At 66.3% G+C, this 16111-nt stretch carries 17 protein-coding genes; 12 read left to right on the top strand and 5 right to left on the bottom strand.

The window, feature by feature from the left end; all coding sequences use genetic code 11:
• Window positions 1-7 precede the first annotated feature (7 nt).
• Together C1878_RS16190 and C1878_RS16185 are read right to left on the bottom strand one after the other, a co-directional pair.
• Entirely contained in the window at window positions 8-1342 is a 1335-nt protein-coding gene (locus C1878_RS16190; RefSeq protein WP_114602598.1) for a lipase family protein, read from the bottom strand.
• Between the two features lie 270 nt (window positions 1343-1612).
• A complete protein-coding gene (locus tag C1878_RS16185; RefSeq protein WP_114602597.1) occupies window positions 1613-2440 on the bottom strand; it encodes an alpha/beta fold hydrolase in 828 nt (275 codons plus the stop codon).
• Between the two features lie 188 nt (window positions 2441-2628).
• Between C1878_RS16185 and C1878_RS16180 the strand changes: the two genes are divergently transcribed.
• The 4 genes from C1878_RS16180 to C1878_RS16165 all read left to right on the top strand — a co-directional run bounded on the left by C1878_RS16180 (window position 2629) and on the right by C1878_RS16165 (window position 4685).
• Window positions 2629-2943, top strand: coding sequence for a DUF6442 family protein (locus C1878_RS16180; protein WP_114602596.1), 315 nt, complete (start codon window positions 2629-2631; stop codon window positions 2941-2943).
• 9 nt (window positions 2944-2952) lie between these two features.
• The gene (locus C1878_RS16175) at window positions 2953-3204 is read left to right on the top strand and encodes a helix-turn-helix transcriptional regulator (RefSeq protein WP_114602595.1); all 252 of its coding nucleotides are present in this window, start codon (window positions 2953-2955) and stop codon (window positions 3202-3204) included.
• An 87-nt stretch (window positions 3205-3291) separates the two neighbouring features.
• Complete coding sequence (locus C1878_RS16170; RefSeq protein WP_114602594.1) at window positions 3292-3675, top strand: toxin; 384 nt, start codon at window positions 3292-3294, stop codon at window positions 3673-3675.
• On the top strand, window positions 3672-4685 hold the full coding sequence (locus C1878_RS16165; protein WP_241963798.1) for a type II TA system antitoxin MqsA family protein: 1014 nt from the start codon (window positions 3672-3674) through the stop codon (window positions 4683-4685). The genes C1878_RS16170 and C1878_RS16165 overlap by 4 nt, the downstream gene beginning before the upstream one ends.
• Here the strand turns inward: C1878_RS16165 and C1878_RS16160 are convergent.
• On the bottom strand, window positions 4682-5614 hold the full coding sequence (locus tag C1878_RS16160) for a polysaccharide deacetylase family protein (RefSeq protein WP_158539851.1): 933 nt from the start codon (window positions 5612-5614) through the stop codon (window positions 4682-4684). The genes C1878_RS16165 and C1878_RS16160 overlap by 4 nt on opposite strands.
• Before the next feature lie 340 nt (window positions 5615-5954).
• On the opposite strand from C1878_RS16160, the gene metG reads away from it, so the two are divergent.
• The 7 genes from metG to C1878_RS17030 all read left to right on the top strand — a co-directional run bounded on the left by metG (window position 5955) and on the right by C1878_RS17030 (window position 12428).
• Window positions 5955-7544 (top strand): methionine--tRNA ligase, encoded by a 1590-nt coding sequence (metG, locus tag C1878_RS16155; RefSeq protein ID WP_114602592.1) that lies wholly within the window; start codon window positions 5955-5957, stop codon window positions 7542-7544.
• Window positions 7545-7550: 6 nt separating this feature from the next.
• Window positions 7551-7859, top strand: coding sequence for a nitrate ABC transporter substrate-binding protein (locus C1878_RS16150; protein ID WP_114602591.1), 309 nt, complete (start codon window positions 7551-7553; stop codon window positions 7857-7859).
• 18 nt (window positions 7860-7877) lie between these two features.
• Window positions 7878-8597 (top strand): TatD family hydrolase, encoded by a 720-nt coding sequence (locus C1878_RS16145; RefSeq protein ID WP_114602590.1) that lies wholly within the window; start codon window positions 7878-7880, stop codon window positions 8595-8597.
• A 5-nt stretch (window positions 8598-8602) separates the two neighbouring features.
• Window positions 8603-9433, top strand: a complete 831-nt coding sequence (locus C1878_RS16140; protein ID WP_114602589.1) for a flavodoxin family protein — start codon at window positions 8603-8605, stop codon at window positions 9431-9433.
• Window positions 9426-10337 carry a 16S rRNA (adenine(1518)-N(6)/adenine(1519)-N(6))-dimethyltransferase RsmA gene (gene rsmA / locus C1878_RS16135; RefSeq protein ID WP_114602588.1) on the top strand — a complete coding sequence of 304 codons (912 nt, stop codon included), beginning with the start codon at window positions 9426-9428 and terminating at the stop codon, window positions 10335-10337. The genes C1878_RS16140 and rsmA overlap by 8 nt, the downstream gene beginning before the upstream one ends.
• Before the next feature lie 154 nt (window positions 10338-10491).
• Complete coding sequence (locus C1878_RS16130) at window positions 10492-10833, top strand: Veg family protein (protein ID WP_080144552.1); 342 nt, start codon at window positions 10492-10494, stop codon at window positions 10831-10833.
• Between the two features lie 179 nt (window positions 10834-11012).
• Entirely contained in the window at window positions 11013-12428 is a 1416-nt protein-coding gene (locus C1878_RS17030) for a LuxR C-terminal-related transcriptional regulator (RefSeq protein ID WP_304466037.1), read from the top strand.
• Window positions 12429-12482: 54 nt separating this feature from the next.
• On the opposite strand, the gene C1878_RS16120 is transcribed toward C1878_RS17030, so the two are convergent.
• On the bottom strand, window positions 12483-13472 hold the full coding sequence (locus tag C1878_RS16120) for an FAD:protein FMN transferase (protein WP_114602587.1): 990 nt from the start codon (window positions 13470-13472) through the stop codon (window positions 12483-12485).
• Between the two features lie 273 nt (window positions 13473-13745).
• On the opposite strand from C1878_RS16120, the gene C1878_RS16115 reads away from it, so the two are divergent.
• Window positions 13746-15641, top strand: coding sequence for a flavocytochrome c (locus C1878_RS16115; protein ID WP_114602586.1), 1896 nt, complete (start codon window positions 13746-13748; stop codon window positions 15639-15641).
• 139 nt (window positions 15642-15780) lie between these two features.
• On the opposite strand, the gene C1878_RS16110 is transcribed toward C1878_RS16115, so the two are convergent.
• Entirely contained in the window at window positions 15781-15984 is a 204-nt protein-coding gene (locus C1878_RS16110; RefSeq protein ID WP_114602585.1) for a hypothetical protein, read from the bottom strand.
• Between the last annotated feature and the right edge of the window lie 127 nt (window positions 15985-16111).

The raw sequence follows: 16111 nt of genomic DNA, 5'->3' as shown, positions 1-16111 counted from the left end.
TCCCGGCTCAGCCTTGCCGGACGAACGTGAGCGCGTCCCCGTCCACGGCCTGCATCCAAGCTATGTAGGTGTCGGGATAGTGGGAGGTCATCGCGAGATCCAGGTCGACGCCGAGCAGCGCTTGGGCCGCGGAGACCAAGCCGGCCGGGTTTAAAAGGCTCTCGAGTGTGGGCAGGCTTTGCGCCGCTGAGGCGTCGAACGAATCGAGCTGGGCCAACGATTCGACGTCGTAGGAGTTCAGCAGCCCCGTGTTCGCCCGAAACGCCTGCTGCATGAGGGCGAGCGACGATGCGAAGCGGGCGTCATCGAGCCCCGGCAACTCCACGGTGGTGCCATAGCGCCCGTAACCCCAGGCGGGAAGCGGCAGCTGCGGCACCAGATCGGAGGGGTTCACCACGTTGAATATGCCCGCGTAGGCTTCGCCGCCGCGGTCGTTCGCCTGCGTCGAGCAGGGGGCGGCGAACGTGTAGGTGAAAACGCGATCGGCCGGGGCCAGGGCGTCGGAGCCGCCTGCGCGGTCTATCAGATCGGCGGCCAGCAGGTTCGCTATGGCCCCGCCGCGGCTGTGGCCGGTGACCACGATGCGCGTTCGCGCGGGATCCGCGCCGATCTCGTCGAGGTAGCGTTCGAGCGACGCCTCGACCTCCTGCTCCGCCGTCTTGAACCCGCGATGGTCGGCGCCTGAAGGCGTTGCGTCCGGAAGGTTGAAGTTGCTGAGCCACTCCGCACCGTAGCTTCCCCGTATTCCCACGAACACGAGCAGGTCGGGATCGCTTCCCGAAACGACCCCCGTCGCGTCATCAGGGGATATCCGCTTGCTCGCGAACGTGTAGGCGGCCACGTCGTGCGACCCGTTGACCAGCGCGGCCATCTGATCGAGCACGGCGCTGCGCAGGGCGTAGGAGTCTGTGCGCACCTGCGTGAAGCCCAGGGAGCCCAGCGCGCGTTCGGCGTAGGGAACGCCGTCGTCGACGCCGCCGTAGAAATGCGACTCGGAATTGCATACGGCGCTGAGCACCGCGCAGCCCGTCGCGATGCCGTGGTGGTAGCGCTGCGAGCCGCCTTCGAACCACGAGTCTTCCAGCTCGAGCCGCGTTGACGTGCGGCCTGCCGGGTTGTCCGGGTCGCGCGCGGCCACCGCCTCGCTGCAGTACTCGGCTTCGATGGGGCCGTCCTGAGCGGCCGGCAGCTCGAGGGCGGACGCCTCGGGAATGGTGCGCAAAGCGGGGAAGCCCATCGCGGTGCCGATGAACTGAACCTGGACGACGAACAGCCCGACGAGCGCCAAGGCGGTGATCGCCGATTCGGCGACGGCAAGGATGGGGCGGTGCGTCCCGGCCATGCAGGCTCCTTCGGACAGTGGTCAGGGGATTCGCTTGACGTTCAGTATAGGAACGAACGGCGGTGCAAAGGCTGCTCGTTGGCAAAGCAACACATACCTTAAGAATACGTGTGACACGAGTGTAGATAGGATGGATCCGACGCGCTTCATGCGGCGTTTCGGCTGTTCGTTGCGGCACCGCGCTTGCGGGAGTCACGCTGTGCGCGTAGGTTCGGGCAGGGGGTCGGGAAGGGACGGGGCGAGCCGTCCACCGCGTCGGGCGGAGAAAGGCTAGGCGGCTTCAGCGAGTGGCGAGGAGCTTTGCCGCGCGATGTACGCGTCGACGACATCGGCGGTCTGCTCTTGCTGCTCGTCCGGGTCGATGGCGGCTGTGCCGTCGCCGCTTTGGGGCCCGTATGCGCCGAAGCCGGCGTGGTTGCCTCCGGGGATCTCCACGATAAGCGTTCCGTCTGGCATGAGCGCTTCGCTGTCCGCCAGCTTGTCGCGGTTGAGCACCCGGTCCTCCGAGCCGTACACCACGACGGCGCCCAGGTCGGTGGCGGAAAGGTCGCTTGCCGTGTACGCGCCCAGCAGCACGAGGCCCGCGAGCGCGTCGTCGTCGGCGTGGTCGGCCGCGTACTGCGCCGCCATGGACCCGCCGAGCGAGTGGCCGCCGACCCACCAGCAAGACACCTGGGGATAGGCCGCGCGCACCTCGTCGGCTGCGTTCACGTTGAAAAACGCGAAGTTGAAGGGCATCTCGACGACCACGGCCAAGTAGCCGCGCTCGGCCAGGTCGCGCATGAGCGGGGCGTACGCGGTGCACTCGACCTTCGCCCCGGGGTAGAACACGATCCCAACCTCGGCCCCGGGGTCGCCGAACGCCACGTAGCTTGCACTTTGATGCACGGGGATCTGCGCCGTGGAGGCGAGGTTCTCGTGGTCGGCATCCGCGTCATGGTAATAATCGCCCGCGTACACGAGGAACGCTGCCACGACCAGCACCGCGACGACTGCGACCGCCGCGAGCGCGATGGCCAGCCTTCGCGGCCAACGCCTGCGCGGCGCGGCGGCGTCGGTGGCTGCGGCGTTCTCGGATGTCTTGGCGATGCGTTTCATAGGCAGGGATGATAGCAGTTTTCCGCCGCTTGTCGCTCTTCGGTTTCCCTTCCGCGTCGCACCGTTGATGCCCTGCCTCTTGCATCTTCATTGTCTGCCAAGTATACTTATCATAATGACAAGAAAACTTGGCACTTGACAGCTGATAAATCAATGGAGCCGATCGCAGTGAGCCGAAGGAGGTTCTTATGGACAAAGAAGAGATCTTGGAGAAGAACCGCAAGGACAACCGCGGTGCCGACGAGCGGTTCCGCATTCTGAACCAGCGGCAGAGCGTGGTCATGGTCGGCGCCATGCTGGCTATGTGGCTGATCCTGTTCCTTTGGAACGTGTTCCGGGGCCTTGACACCAGCCAAGGAGGCGCCATCATGCTTTCCGGTGTGGCGGCCATGGGCTTTTGGCAGTTTCACCAGTACCGGATGAAGGCGGGCATCTTTTTCGGTGTTTTGGCGGCCTTCGGCGCCGTGTCGTTCGCGGCCAAGTACATCATGGGCACGATGTAGGGGCCGATCATGATCAAGATGCCTTCCCTCGGGTTCGACAACGTGCACGACAACGACGGCGAGCTGGAGCTGTGCAACCGCTTGAAGGCGGCGCGTGCCGAAGCGGGGTTGTCCCAAACAGAGCTGGCCCACTTGGTGGGCGTTTCGCGACAGACCATCTCGTCCATTGAAACCGGCCTGTTCAACCCCACCGCAAAGCTCGCGCTCGTGCTGTGCATCGCGTTGGACAAGAAGTTCGAAGACTTGTTTTACTTCGAGTAGCACATCAATTGAGGTGAATCGTATCGACAAAGGTCTGCATTTCTTTTATAGTGGTCACATCATTTGATGTGATTGGATGGTTCGCCCGTGGAAGCGATTGCGGAAAAGTGGAAAATCGAGGCCGTGCTGGCCTTGGTGCGTGCGACAAGGCTCGAGCGTTTCTTTGTGCTCGGCTCAGAGCGGGTCGAGTCGAAAACGCATCGTTTTATGCGGCAGGTCGGATATGATCGCCCGAGCGTTTTCCGCGAAGTGCGTTCGTTGCGCGTTGGGAACTATTCTCAAGGACCGTTGCCCGATGGCAAAGGGCGGCCGCATGATGTATGGGTTTTCGGGAAGTATATTGCTCGATACCAGGTTTACATCAAGCTTGTCGCCTTCGTGGAAGGCGGGGAGGTGCGCTGCCTGTGCGTTTCCTTTCACGAGGCTGAACGTCCCTTGGCTTTCCCGTACGGTTTGGAGGGTGATGCGTGAACACGATAACGACGTTTTGCACGGAATGCGAACGGCAGGTCGAGGCGACCATTGAAGCGGTTCGCGAGACGATCGACGTTCGCGGTTGCGCCGTTACTGACGACTTCGAGTATGCGGTTTGTCCTTATTGCGAGAACCGCATACCCGAGCCGGTTCTTGTCGATCGCAACTTCGCGAAGATGTACGGGGCCTATCGCGAGGCTAGGGGCATCCCCCAACCCGACGAGATCGTGGCGCTGCGACGGCGCTACGGGTTCTCGCAACGGGTGTTCGCGGCCGTGCTGGGCGTCGGCGTCGCCAGCGTGCAACGTTACGAGGGCGGTGCCCTTCCGTCGGAGTCCCATGCCGAGTTGCTCCGCCGGGCGCGCGATCCGCGGTTTCTGCGCGAGCGCTTGCGCGACGGCGCGCTTCGTTTGAGCGCGCAGGAGCGGGAGCGCGCGCTGCGAGCGGTCGACCAGCAGGCGACGAGCCGCATGGACTACGCGGTCGTGCGCCTCGATCTGCTGGATTGCCTGCCGCGCGGGGTCGCGCCCGAAACCGGCATGAGGGCGCTCGACGCCGACCGTCTGCGCGAGGTGGTCGTGTACTTTGCCGCCCACGTGGGGAACCTGTTCGTGACGAAGCTGAACAAGGTGCTGTTCTACTTGGACTTCTCGGCGTACCGCGACGAAGGCGTCGGGTTCACCGGGCTGCGCTACGCGCGGGCCGATTACGGTCCGGTGCCCGACCAGTACGACCTCGTCATGGCGGCCCTCGTCGACGGCAAGGCGCTGACGTATCGGGAGCAGGGCGACGGGCGCGTGGTCGTCGCGCATCGCGGTGCCGACCTTTCGGCGTTCTCGCCCCAAGAGGCGTCGCGCCTCGATGCCGTCGCCGCTTTCGCGAACGGCTTTTCCAGCTGCGCGGAGCTTTCGGCCTGCGCGCACGAGGAGGAAGCTTGGCGGAAAACGCCTTCGGGCGCGCTGATCGACTACGGGCTCGCCCGCGACCTTCGCGCCCCTGGCCTCTAGTTGTTAGCTCCATGGTGGAACGGCGGAGTGTCGTGCGTGAGGATGCCGAACGTGTAGCCCTGCTCGCGCAGCCCGTCGATGATGGCCGGCAGGGCCTCGACCGTCGTGCGCTTCACGGTGGTGTCGTGCATGAGCACGCACACGCGCTGCATGCCGCCGGCACCGCCGAGCGCGTTCGCCGCGATGTCGGCGGCCGGTGGGGGCGGGGTCGCGGAGTCTCCGCCCGACGCGTTCCAGTCGAAGAACTGGTATCCCTGGGCGGGAACGCTCTGCACGAGGCGGCTCATGATGCCCTTGCTGTAATTCGCCGACACGGTGTTCGACGTGCCGCCGGGGAAGCGCACGATGTCGACCGTGCGGCCGATGCGCGACGACACGGCGTCCTGCACGGCCGCCAGATCGGCGAAGTAGGCGTTGTCGTTGGCGTACAGCTGCGCGTAGTCGTGGGTGAACGTGTGCAAGCCGATGCCGTGCCCCGCGTCCGAGATGTCTTTCACCAAATCGATGCGATCGGAGTTGCCCTTGATGAAGAAGGTGGCGTACACGCCCTTGTTCCGAAGCGTCCCCAGGATGTCGAGCGTGTTGTCGGAAGGGCCGTCGTCGAAGGTCAGGTAGCATATTTTAGCCGAGGCGTCGCCGTTCGCGATGCGCTCCTCGACGGCCGCGCCCTCGGCCAGCACGGCTTCCGGCGACGTGATCGGGGCGGGTGCGGGCTGCGTTTCGGGTTCCGGTTCGCTCGACGGCGGAACCTCGGTCGCCTCGGGTTCCCTAACGGTTTCCTCCAGGTCGGCCATCGCCTCGACGTCGCTTTTCACGCGGGCGCGCTCGCCTTCGGACGTCGACGGCGCGCATCCGGCGAGCACGCCGCAGATCGCGGCGCAGGCCAGCAGCATGCAGCCGAGCAGGCGCAGGATCGGCTGTGCTTTCATCGGGTCCCTCTTTCGATAGGCGGGGCGGGGCAGGCGGGAGGGTGGACATGCATCCATTATAACCGCCGACTACACCAAACTGTCCCCGGAGGGTCGGACGGGTGCGGGGCGAACGCATGTTTCGCATGAAACATTCGCGGATGATTTTCCCAGTCGGCCGTCGGCGCACGCACGCATGCTAGAATAAACAGTTGCTGCCTTCGTCGCGAACCGCAGAGCTTTGCTCTGTCGCGCCGCGGAGCCAGCGCGACCCGGCGTCCGCATCATGCGCGGAGCGCGCCGACCGACCCGGCCGACCGGACACCATGAGCCCGGCAGCCCCGAGAACAAAGGAAGCACCATGTCAAAGGGAACCTACTCGTTCACCACCCCCATCTACTACGTCAACGCGGCCCCGCACCTCGGCACGGCGTACACCACCATCGCGGCCGACACCGTGGCGCGCTACCAGCGTATGAACGGCTACGACGTCGCGTTCGTCACGGGCATGGACGAGCACGGCCAGAAGGTGGCCGACACCGCCGCCGACAAGGGCATGACCCCGCAGGACTGGTGCGATTCCATGGAGCCCGCGTTCCGCGACGCGTGGGACATGCTGGGCATCACCTACACCGACTTCGTGCGCACCACCGAGCCGCGCCACGCGAAGAGCGTGCGGAAGTTCTGGCAGGACCTCTACGACCGCGGCTGGTGCTACAAGGGAAGCTACGAGGGCTGGTACTGCGTGCACGAGGAGACGTACTACGCCGAAAGCGACCTCGAGAAGAACGAGGAAGGGCAGCTGGTGTGCCCCGACTGCAAGCGCCCCGTGCAGAAGGCGGGCGGCGAGGAGAACTGGTTCTTCAAGCTGTCCGAGTTCCAGGACAAGCTGCTGGCGTTCTACGAGGAGAACCCCGATTTCATCCGTCCCGAGACGCGCAAGAACGAGATCGTGTCGTTCGTGAAGAGCGGCTTGAAGGACCTGTCCATCTCGCGCTCCACGTTCGACTGGGGCGTGCCGCTGCCGTTCGACGAGGGGCACGTGGCCTACGTGTGGGCCGACGCGCTGCTGGCCTACCTCACCGGCATCGGCTACGGCGACGAGGGCGAGCGCGCCGGCGAGTTCGACGAGCGCTGGCCCATGCAGTACCACTTCGTGGGCAAGGACATCACGCGCTTCCACTGCGTCATCTGGCCGGCCATGCTCATGGCGGCGGGCATGCCCATCACGCACACGGTGTTCGGCCACGGCTTCCTGCTCACGAAGGGCGAGAAGATGTCGAAGTCGAAGGGCAACGCGCTCAAGCCCGCCGACCTGTGCCGCGTGTTCGGCGTGGACGCGTACCGCTACTACTTCATGAGCGACGTGCAGTTCGGCGCCGACGGCTCCATCTCCATGGAGCGCATGGTGCAGGTGTACAACGCCGATTTGGCGAACACCTGGGGCAACCTCTGCAGCCGCGTGTTCAACATGACGAAGAAGTACTTCGACTCGCAGGTGCCCGAGGTGCCCGCCGACGTGCTGGCCAAGGAGAACCCGCTGCGCGCGATCTCGGACGAGCTGTACGCCGAGTACGACGCGGCCCTGGGCGCCGTGGACTTCACGGGCGCGGCCGCCGCGGTGCAGAAGCTGGCGAGCCGCGTGAACCTCTACGTGGAGGAGAGCGCACCCTGGAACCTCGCGAAGAGCGAGGAGACCGCCGGCGAGCTGGCCGAGGTCATCTACAACGCGCTCGAGGCCATCCGCATCATCGCGCTGTACATGGCGCCGTTCATGCCCAACACGTCGGCCGAGGTGTTCCGCCGCCTGTCGCTGGGCGACGTGACGGCCGTGACCGACATCGAGGCCGCCACCGCCTGGGGCCAGCTGCCCGCCGGCAACGCCGTGGAGATCGGCGATCCCCTGTTCCCGCGCCTGGACATGGACGCCATCGATTTGGATATGGAATAGTTCCGTATGCCCGACGAGCAACATACCGACGCCGACCCCGTGTTCTTCGACACGCTGTTCCACCGCAAGCGCAAGCACGGGAAGTGGGACACCGTCGACGCGCCCCAGCTCGAGGCGCTGGTGGCCGACACGCATGCGCACCTGCAGCTGCTGGACGACCCCGCGCTCGCCCTGGCGCGCTGCGCCGCGAACGGCGTGGGCTTCGTCTGCACCATATCCGACGTGCACGAGGACGGCTCCACTACCTTCGATCGGTTGAGCGCTTGGGAACACGAGGCGGCGGTCGACACGGCCAAGCTCGTCCGCCGATGTTGAGGAACTCCCTGCCCGCGCGTGCCGCGGGTCCGCATCGCAACCGGTTGCCATCCCCATAACGCGAAGCACTACGACGACGGGCTCGAGGCCGTCCTGCGCGAGCGGCTGGCCGACGCGCGCGTGGCGGCGGTGGGGGAGATCGGGCTGGACTACCATTACGATTTCTCGCCGCGCGACGACCAGCGCGAGGCGTTTCGACGCCAGGTCCGCGTGGCCGAGGAATGCGGCCTGCCGGTCATCCTGCACGTGCGCGAGGCGCACGACGAGGCCCTGGCCATCATGCGGGACGAGGGCTTTCCCGAGGCGGGAACGCTGCTGCACTGCTTCAACTTGGATTGGGACGTGCTCGAGCCGTGGGTCGAGGCCGGCTGCTACGTGGCGTTCGGCGGTCCGCTCACGTTCAAGAAGAGCGACGATACCCGCGAAGCCGCGGCGCGCGTGCCGGCGGTCCGCCTGCTCACCGAGACGGACGCGCCCTACATGACGCCCGAGCCGTTGCGCGGCACCGTCTGCGGGCCCGAGCACGTCGTGTTCACGGCCGAGCGCTTGGCCGAGGTGCGCGGCTGCGCGCCGGGCGAGGAGCGCGAGGCACTGCTGCGGCGGCTCATGGCGAACGCCCGCAGCCTGCTCGACCGCGAGCCGACCGACTGGCAGCGCAAGGCGGCCGAGTCGTTCTACGCCGGCGCCTTCGCGACGCTGGACAGCGCAGATGATTCCCGTTCGGACGAAAGGGCGTAACGCATATGAACCGATTGATCATCGTGGGGTCGCCGCGCGCGAACGGCCGCAGCGCTGCGCTCGCGGAGCTGCTGTTCGAATCGTGCATCGACGAGTGCCCCGACGACGAGGTGGCGCTCGCGCCGGTGTCCACGCTGCAGATCGACCCCTGCCAAGGATGCGACGGTTGCAAGGCCCTGGTCGAGGGATCGGCGCGCGAGCCGGGAGGTGGCGGGGCCGACGACGAAGCGCTCCGCCGCTGCGTCGTCGACGACGACATGGCCGACATCTACGAGCTCGTCGACGCCGCCGACGAGCTGATCGTGGTGTCTCCCGTGTACTTCGCCGGGGCGCCCGCCCAGCTGAAGGCGCTGCTCGACCGGCTGCAGCCCTACTTCTGGACCGATGCCCGCAAGCAGTCGAAACGGCCGGCGACGCTGCACGTGGTGGGCGAAGGCGGCGACCCGCACGGCTTCGAGCCCCTGGTGGGCGTGGTGCGCTCCTCGCTGTCGTGCGCCGGTTTCTCCCTGGAGCGCGTGCTCGATTGGGTGGGCAGGATCGACGAGGACGGCGAGATCACGGCCGAGGCCGTCGAGCATCCGCTTGCGCCGCCGCCCGGCGTCGACGCTTCTGCTCCGGGCCCGGCGGCTCAAACCCGCGACGACGCCGGCGTCGAGTCGAATCCGACGCGCAAACCAAAGCTCGATTTGGGGTCGAACGGCGCCAAACCATCCGGAAAGCCGTCGAGCAAATCCGATGGCGGCAACAAGCCTTCGCGCAACCAAGGGAAACGAGGCGGCAAGCAAGACGCCAAGCGCGCGCACGACAAGCGATCGAGCGGTAAGAACGGTGGCTAGGCTCTCGCCGCTCGCCAGCGTGTCGGAGACGCGCGCCGTGCTGGAAGCGCATGGCCTGACGACGAAGTACTCGCTGGGGCAGAACTTCCTCGTCAACGACGCTATCCTGCAAAAGATCGTCGCGCTGGCCGAAGTCGAGTCGAGCGACGCGGTGCTCGAGGTGGGGCCCGGCATAGGCACGCTCACCATCGCGCTCTTGCAGCATGCCGCCCGCGTGGTGTCGGTCGAGCGCGACGCCGACCTTCCCGCCGTGCTGGCCGAAACCTGCGCCCCCTGGTCCGACCGCTTCGCCCTCATCGAGAAAGACGCCCTCCACCTCGCTGCGGACGACTTGGCCGATCTGGACGGCTTCCTGCCGAACAAGCTGGTGGCCAACCTTCCGTATGCGGTGGCGGCCACGGTCGTGCTCGACTACTTCGAGCGGTTCCCCTCGCTCGAAAGCGCCACCGTCATGGTGCAGAAAGAGGTGGCGGACCGCATGGCCGCCGTGCCGGGCACGAAGAGCTACGGCGCCTACACGGTGAAGCTCCGCCTGTACGCCGAGCCGGCCGGCCGCTTTGCCGTGGGTCCCGGCAACTTCTTCCCGCCGCCCCGCGTGGAGAGCGCCGTGCTGCGCCTGAACCGCCGCACGTTGCACGACGGGAGCGGCGCGCCTCTCGACGCGACGACGCTCAAAGCCGCCGCGACCATGGCCGACGCGGCTTTCGCCAACCGCCGCAAAACGCTTTCGAACTCCTGCAAAACCTACTTCGCCGGTCGAGGTGTGGAGGGCGCCCGCGTGGCGGCGGTTCTTCCGCAGCTTTTCGAACAGGCGGGGGTCGATCCCAGGCTGCGCGGCGAGGCGCTCGCCCTCGAAGATTTCGTTCGCATGGGGAGGGCCCTGCAGGCTCTTGCCGGGGTGTAGCCGAAACGGCTCTAAAAGGCGTCTAAAAGGCCGGTCGTCAACTTATGGTTAGCGAAAAGTAACATATCCGTGCAGATTCTGTAGAGTATTGACCAAGGTGGTATAATCTCGCTTTGTGATTTCTGTATAACGGCACACGCGAGAAAGAGTGAGCATGGATTTAGCTAAACAAGCCAAAATCGTTGACTCCATCCATGATACGTTACATGACTTCGTCGGTCAACGCCTGAAAGTGCGCGCGAACATGGGCCGCTCGAAGATCGTCGAAAGCGAAGGCGTGCTCATGCAGGTGCACCCTCAGCTGTTCATCTTGGAGGTCGACCGCAAGCGCGGGCGCACGGCCCGTCAGTCCTACCAGTACGTCGACGTCCTCACCGGCATGGTGGAGCTGTCGCAGAACGGCGAGCCGCTGTTCGAGCCCTTCGTCCCGGAAAACCCGCTGGCCGAGGCTCCCGCTCCCCTGGAGGAGCGCGAAGAGGAAACGGTGCTCTCCTAGCATTCGAATCGCATGGCATAGCGGACGGGCATCGCAACGCGGTGCCCGTTTTGCTTTCGGTGCCGAATTCGCCTGCTCGAAAAGGCGCACGGCGCGATAGAATGGGCACGCGGCGTCTTGCGGACGGGGTGTTCGGGGCGCATCGCGCCGCAAGGGGAATGCGATAAGGAGGAGGCGCTGTGGCCGTCGGGGCGGAAACGATCGACAACGAGCGATTGCCGCACGTTTTCCGGAATTTCGACATCGCCTATCTGGGGATTTTCGCACCGCATGTGTGGATATACTGCGTGGCGCACCGGGTCGACCTCGATTTCGGCGGCGTGCTCGTGGGCATCCCTCTTTACTTGGCGCTTTCGGCGTTCATGCTGGTGGTGATGTTGCTGGCGTGGAAACGGAACATGAAGCGCATCGCGCCCCGGCTCGATTGGCCGTTGGCGGTGCTGCAGGCGGCCGCCACGGTGCTGCTCGTGTTGCCGCTGCCCGTCACCGGTTTCGCCAGCGCGATCGTGGCGGCCGTCGCGGCCGGCATCGGCGTCGCATGGCTCTACCTGCAATGGGCGCCGTTCTACGCGCGCCTCGACGTGCGCGACGCCATCGCGTGCATCTTCGCCGCCATGGCGGTCGGTTCGGCATGCAAGATCCCCATCGACGTGCTGCCGCCCCTGCCGGCGGCCGTCGTGCTGGCGGCGCTGCCGTTCGTGTCCGTAGCGCTCGTGCGCCGCGCTCTCCGGCTCCAGCCCCCGGTGAAGCGCGAACCGCGCCTGTTCTACGGCGAGAACCCCACGTCCATACCCTGGAAGATACTGTTCGGCGTGGCTGCGTACAGCCTTATCATCGGCGCCATCCAAGGCATGCCCATCGAGGTGGCCCCGTTGCCGGTGTGGCTCGCCACCACGGTGCACCACGGGGCCGAGGTCGTGGTGGCGCTCGCGGTGCTATGGTGGGTGTTCGCGCGCGGCGGTCTTCTGCGGTTCTCGGCCTTGTGGCAGGCCACGCTGCTGTTCACGGCCACGGGGCTCTTCTTCCTGCCGGTCATCGGGCCGGAATGGGCCGCCTGGGCGCTCTTGCTGGTGTCCATCGCGCAGACGCTCGTGGTCATGCTGTTCTGGGTGATGCTCGCCGACGTGGCGCATCATTCGAGCACGTCGCCCTTCGTCATCTTCGGCTCGGGCTGGATCGCCTACACTCTGCCGTTCGCCTTGGGGGAGCTGGGAGGAAGGGCGGCCGGGTTCAACGACGCCGGATCGACGGTGCTCGCCGTGCTCGCGTACGTGCTGACCATCGCCGCCGTGTTCGCCCTCAACGAAAGCACGTTCTCGCAGCGTCGCATCTTCGCCGACCTCGATCTTCCCACGCCGGAGCAATCGGCGTTCGCCAGCATCGACGCGGGATGCGCCGCCCTGGGGCAGAAGCACGGCCTCACGCCGCGTGAGGTGGAAGTGCTGCAGCTGCTGTGCAAGGGCCGATCGAAAAGCTACATCGCCGAGAGCCTGTTCATATCCGAGAACACGGTGCGCTCGCATTCGAAACACATCTACGCGAAGCTCGACGTGCATTCCAAGCAGGAGATTCTCGATTTGATAGTGGCGCAGTAGCGCAGTTCGCTCGCCGACTCTGCGCGGCCTGCACCCAAGACGACGACATGCGCGTCAAGCCGTGTGCACGTTTCCGGCGGCGTCGACGAAGTATGCCGCCAAGATGGCCGGATGTTCTCGTACGAACGCCCGCCCGCGCTCTATGCCCAACGCGAGCAGGGTGGTGGAATACCCCTCCGCGTCCAGCGAGCGGCGGGCGAGCACGGTGGCTCCCGCCGCGTCCGTCTCGGCGGGGTATCCGGTTTCCGGGTCGAGGATGTGGTGGTAGAACGCCCCGTCTCGCTCGAAGCAGCGTTCGTACACGCCGCTCGTCACGGCCGAGGCGTCGCGCACCTCCACGGCGCCCACCACGCCCTCCTTGTCGCGCGGATCCTGGAGCCCGATGCGCCACGGCACGCCGCCCGGCTTTTCGCCGTGCGCGACCACGTTGCCGCCCAGGTTCACGATGAACGCGCCTATCCCGTGCGCCGCCAGCGTCTCGGCCAGCGCATCGGCGATCCAGCCCTTCGCGATGCCGCCCGCGTCCACGGCCGCCAACGGGTCGTCCAGTTGCGCGAACGCCTGCGCCTCGCCGTCCGAGCCGTCCGGCTCCTCCCATACGCGCAGCGTGCGCCAGTCCACGTGCTCGAGGGCCGCGCCGATGCGCTCGCGCGGGGGAACGACGCCGTTGTGGAAATCCCAGAGCCGAACCACCGACCCCATGGTGATGTCGAACCTGCCCTCGCTGTCGGCGCAGTATCCTTGAGCGGCGCGCAACAGCGCGGCCGTGTCGGAGGCGATGGTCACGGGCCCGCCCTTCGCGGCGTTCAATCGCGCGATGTCGGAATGGGGGAGCGTGCGCGAATAGCGCCGCTCGAACACGCGGCAGGCGGCGCGCGCGTCGGCGAACGCCGCGCGGCACTGCGAGGGGTCGCCGAACGCCTGCAGGGTGATGACGGTGTTGAACGCGTAGAACAGCTCCGTCATCATGCCGCGTTCGTCCGGCCCTGCGGTCTGGACGGCGTCCTCCAGCGGAATGGGGTCGTATGCCTCGTTCGAATCCATGCTCCCAGTATAGGCCAAGGCGACCTCCGCAGGGTCGAAGCCTTGTGCGAAATCGCCTTCGTTTAGCGAATCACCCGGTTCGTGTCATGCCCTCATCGGCGGAAACACCCGGTCCGTGTACTGGCGTCGCCGCGCGGCGGGGCGCATGATGCGGTTATCGCGAGCGGCGGGCGCACACCCCTCCCTCCCTTGGTGCAATCGCCGTTCGCGAACGGGAAACGTGCGGCGCCTCGGGCGACCGGCACGGCGAGGGAAAACCATCAAGGAGGAGCCATGATTCAGAACCCCAACGAGATCGTCGCCCGCGAGCGCATGGAAACGGCCATGCGGCGCATCGACGAGAACGCGCGCAAGCGCTTCCAGCTCAACCGCCGCCAGTTCCTCTGCGGCAGCGCCGCCACCATGGCGCTGGCCGTGCTGGGCCTGGCCGGCTGCGCGCCGAAGGGCGGATCGGCCTCGAGCGCCGCCGAGCAGTCCTACCAGGCGGGCACGTACGAGGCGAGCGCCGCAGGGCGCAACGGGGCCGTGAACGTGAAGGTCACGTTCACCGACGACGCCATCGACGCCATCGAGGTCGAGCACGACGAGAGCCGCAACATCGGCGACGCGGCCATCGACATCCTCAAGGACAAGTACCTGCAGGCGCAGAGCCTCAACTTCGACGGTGTCACGGGAGCGTCGCTGTCGTCCATGGCGTTCGCCACGGCCGTGGCCGATTGCGTCGACCAGGCCGGCGGCAACGTGAAGGCGCTCAAGAAGGCCGACACGGGCATGGAGCCGGCACCGGCCATCGACGAGGAATGCGACGTCTGCATCGTCGGGTCCGGCGGCGCGGCCTTCGCAGCCGCCGTGACGGCGGCCGAAGCCGGCAAGACCGTGGTCATGCTGGAGAAGATGGACATCTACGGCGGCAACACGAACGCCGGCGAAGGCACGCTCAACGCCCCCGACCCGGAGCGCCAGGAGCCCCTCGGCATCGAAGACTCGCCCGACCTGTTCTACCAGCAGACGTTCGAAGGCGGCGACGAGCTGGGCGACCCGGCCCTCGTGCGCATCCTCGCCGATAACGCGCTCGACGCCGTGCATTGGATGGAGGACCACGGCCTGGTTTACGAGAAAGAGCCGTTCACGGCCATCGGCGGCCTGTGGCAGCGCGGCCATGCCGTCGAAGTGGAGAAGAAGGGCGAGCAGGGCGGCAGCTATTACGTGTCGTGCCTGAAGGACTGCGCCGACAAGTCCGGCAAGGTCACGCTCTACACCGACGCGAAGGTTGAGTCGCTCGTAAAGGAAGGCAGCCAGGTCACGGGCGTGACCGGCACGCGCCCCTCGTCCGGTGCCGCCGTGAGCGTGAAGGCGAAGTCGGTCGTGCTGGCCACGGGCGGCTACTCGCGCAACGCAGAGCTGGCCATGCAGTACGACAAGCGCGTCACCGAGACCATGCCCTCTTCCAACGTGTGCTCGTCCACCGGCGACGGTTTGGGCCTGGGCGAAGGTGTCGGCGCGGGCCTTCGCAACATGGAGCTCGTGCAGATCCATCCGCTGGGCGACCCGCAGAACGGCGGCGTGGCCACGTTCGTGGGCAACTGGCTGGGCGTGGAGAACTACGTCATGGTGAACGACGACGCCAAGCGCTTCGTGCGCGAGGACGAGCGGCGCGACACCATTGCCGACGCCATCCTCGAGCAACCCAACGACGAGATGTGGCTCATCGTGGACTCCACCGACATCAAGGACGACCGCACCGAGGAGATAGCCGATCTGGTGGAGAAGGGCCACAGCTTCAAGGCCGACGACATCAAGGGTCTTGCCGGCCAGATCGGGGTGCCCGCCGACACGCTGGTCGAGACGATCGACGGGTACAACGCCTGCGTGAAAGCCGGCGTGGACACCCAGATCACGCCCGGCAAGGAGCTGCTGGGCTCCGAGGTGAGCGACCCGGCGTACTACGCCTCCAAGCGCATCCCCACCATCCACTACACCATGGGCGGCCTGTGCATCACCACCGAGGCGCAGGTGTGCACCGCGTCAGGAGAGCCCATCGGCAACCTGTTCGCCTGCGGCGAGGTGACGGGCGGCGTGCAGGGCGGTAACCGCCTGGGTGGCAACTCGTTCACCGACCTCATCGTGTTCGGTCGCATCGCCGGAGCTTCGGCGGTCGCGAACGCGTAGCGGAACGCGGAAGCGCCCTCTTTCGCGGAAGGCCCCTTGCTCCCAGTGGCGAGCGAGGGGCCTTCCGATTCTTAAGCAAGCTTTGATCGTTCGAGGAGAAGATTTCCGGACGTTTTGCCGGCTTGATGAACCGCTGGCTCTATTCGCCGAGGTTCTTGCGTTCGGCCTCTTCGGCTATCTCGCGACGGGCGGCGTTCGCGCACTCGGCAACGCGGCGCAGCAGCTCGTCGCGCAGAGCGGCGACTTCCTCGGGCGTCGCCGCCGTGGCAAACAGCTCCTGGGCGGCGTCGCCAATAGAGGTCAGGTCGAGCGTGTGGTTCTCGGGTTTCGTTTGAACGGGCATGGTGATGGCTTCGCTTTCGTTGAGGAGGTTGGACGTTGGGGCGTGGCTATGCACCGAGCGAGGGCCCAGCCGAGTGCGGGGGGGGGGGGGGGGGGTTTTTTCCATTTTTCTTGCTTTCCCCCCTTTT

The sequence above is a fragment of the Gordonibacter sp. 28C genome, from assembly GCF_003339845.1.
Lineage (GTDB): Bacteria > Actinomycetota > Coriobacteriia > Coriobacteriales > Eggerthellaceae > Gordonibacter.
This window is presented reverse-complemented; position numbering and strand designations above follow the sequence as displayed.

Coding starts and splice junctions, on each gene's coding strand:
- C1878_RS16190 (WP_114602598.1), bottom strand. CDS start 1,342: ATGGCCGGGACGCACCGCCCCATCCTTGCCGTCGCCGAATCGGCGATC.
- C1878_RS16185 (WP_114602597.1), bottom strand. CDS start 2,440: ATGAAACGCATCGCCAAGACATCCGAGAACGCCGCAGCCACCGACGCC.
- C1878_RS16180 (WP_114602596.1), top strand. CDS start 2,629: ATGGACAAAGAAGAGATCTTGGAGAAGAACCGCAAGGACAACCGCGGT.
- C1878_RS16175 (WP_114602595.1), top strand. CDS start 2,953: ATGATCAAGATGCCTTCCCTCGGGTTCGACAACGTGCACGACAACGAC.
- C1878_RS16160 (WP_158539851.1), bottom strand. CDS start 5,614: ATGAAAGCACAGCCGATCCTGCGCCTGCTCGGCTGCATGCTGCTGGCC.
- metG (WP_114602592.1), top strand. CDS start 5,955: ATGTCAAAGGGAACCTACTCGTTCACCACCCCCATCTACTACGTCAAC.
- C1878_RS16150 (WP_114602591.1), top strand. CDS start 7,551: ATGCCCGACGAGCAACATACCGACGCCGACCCCGTGTTCTTCGACACG.
- C1878_RS16140 (WP_114602589.1), top strand. CDS start 8,603: ATGAACCGATTGATCATCGTGGGGTCGCCGCGCGCGAACGGCCGCAGC.
- C1878_RS16130 (WP_080144552.1), top strand. CDS start 10,492: ATGGATTTAGCTAAACAAGCCAAAATCGTTGACTCCATCCATGATACG.
- C1878_RS16120 (WP_114602587.1), bottom strand. CDS start 13,472: ATGGATTCGAACGAGGCATACGACCCCATTCCGCTGGAGGACGCCGTC.
- C1878_RS16115 (WP_114602586.1), top strand. CDS start 13,746: ATGATTCAGAACCCCAACGAGATCGTCGCCCGCGAGCGCATGGAAACG.
- C1878_RS16110 (WP_114602585.1), bottom strand. CDS start 15,984: ATGCCCGTTCAAACGAAACCCGAGAACCACACGCTCGACCTGACCTCT.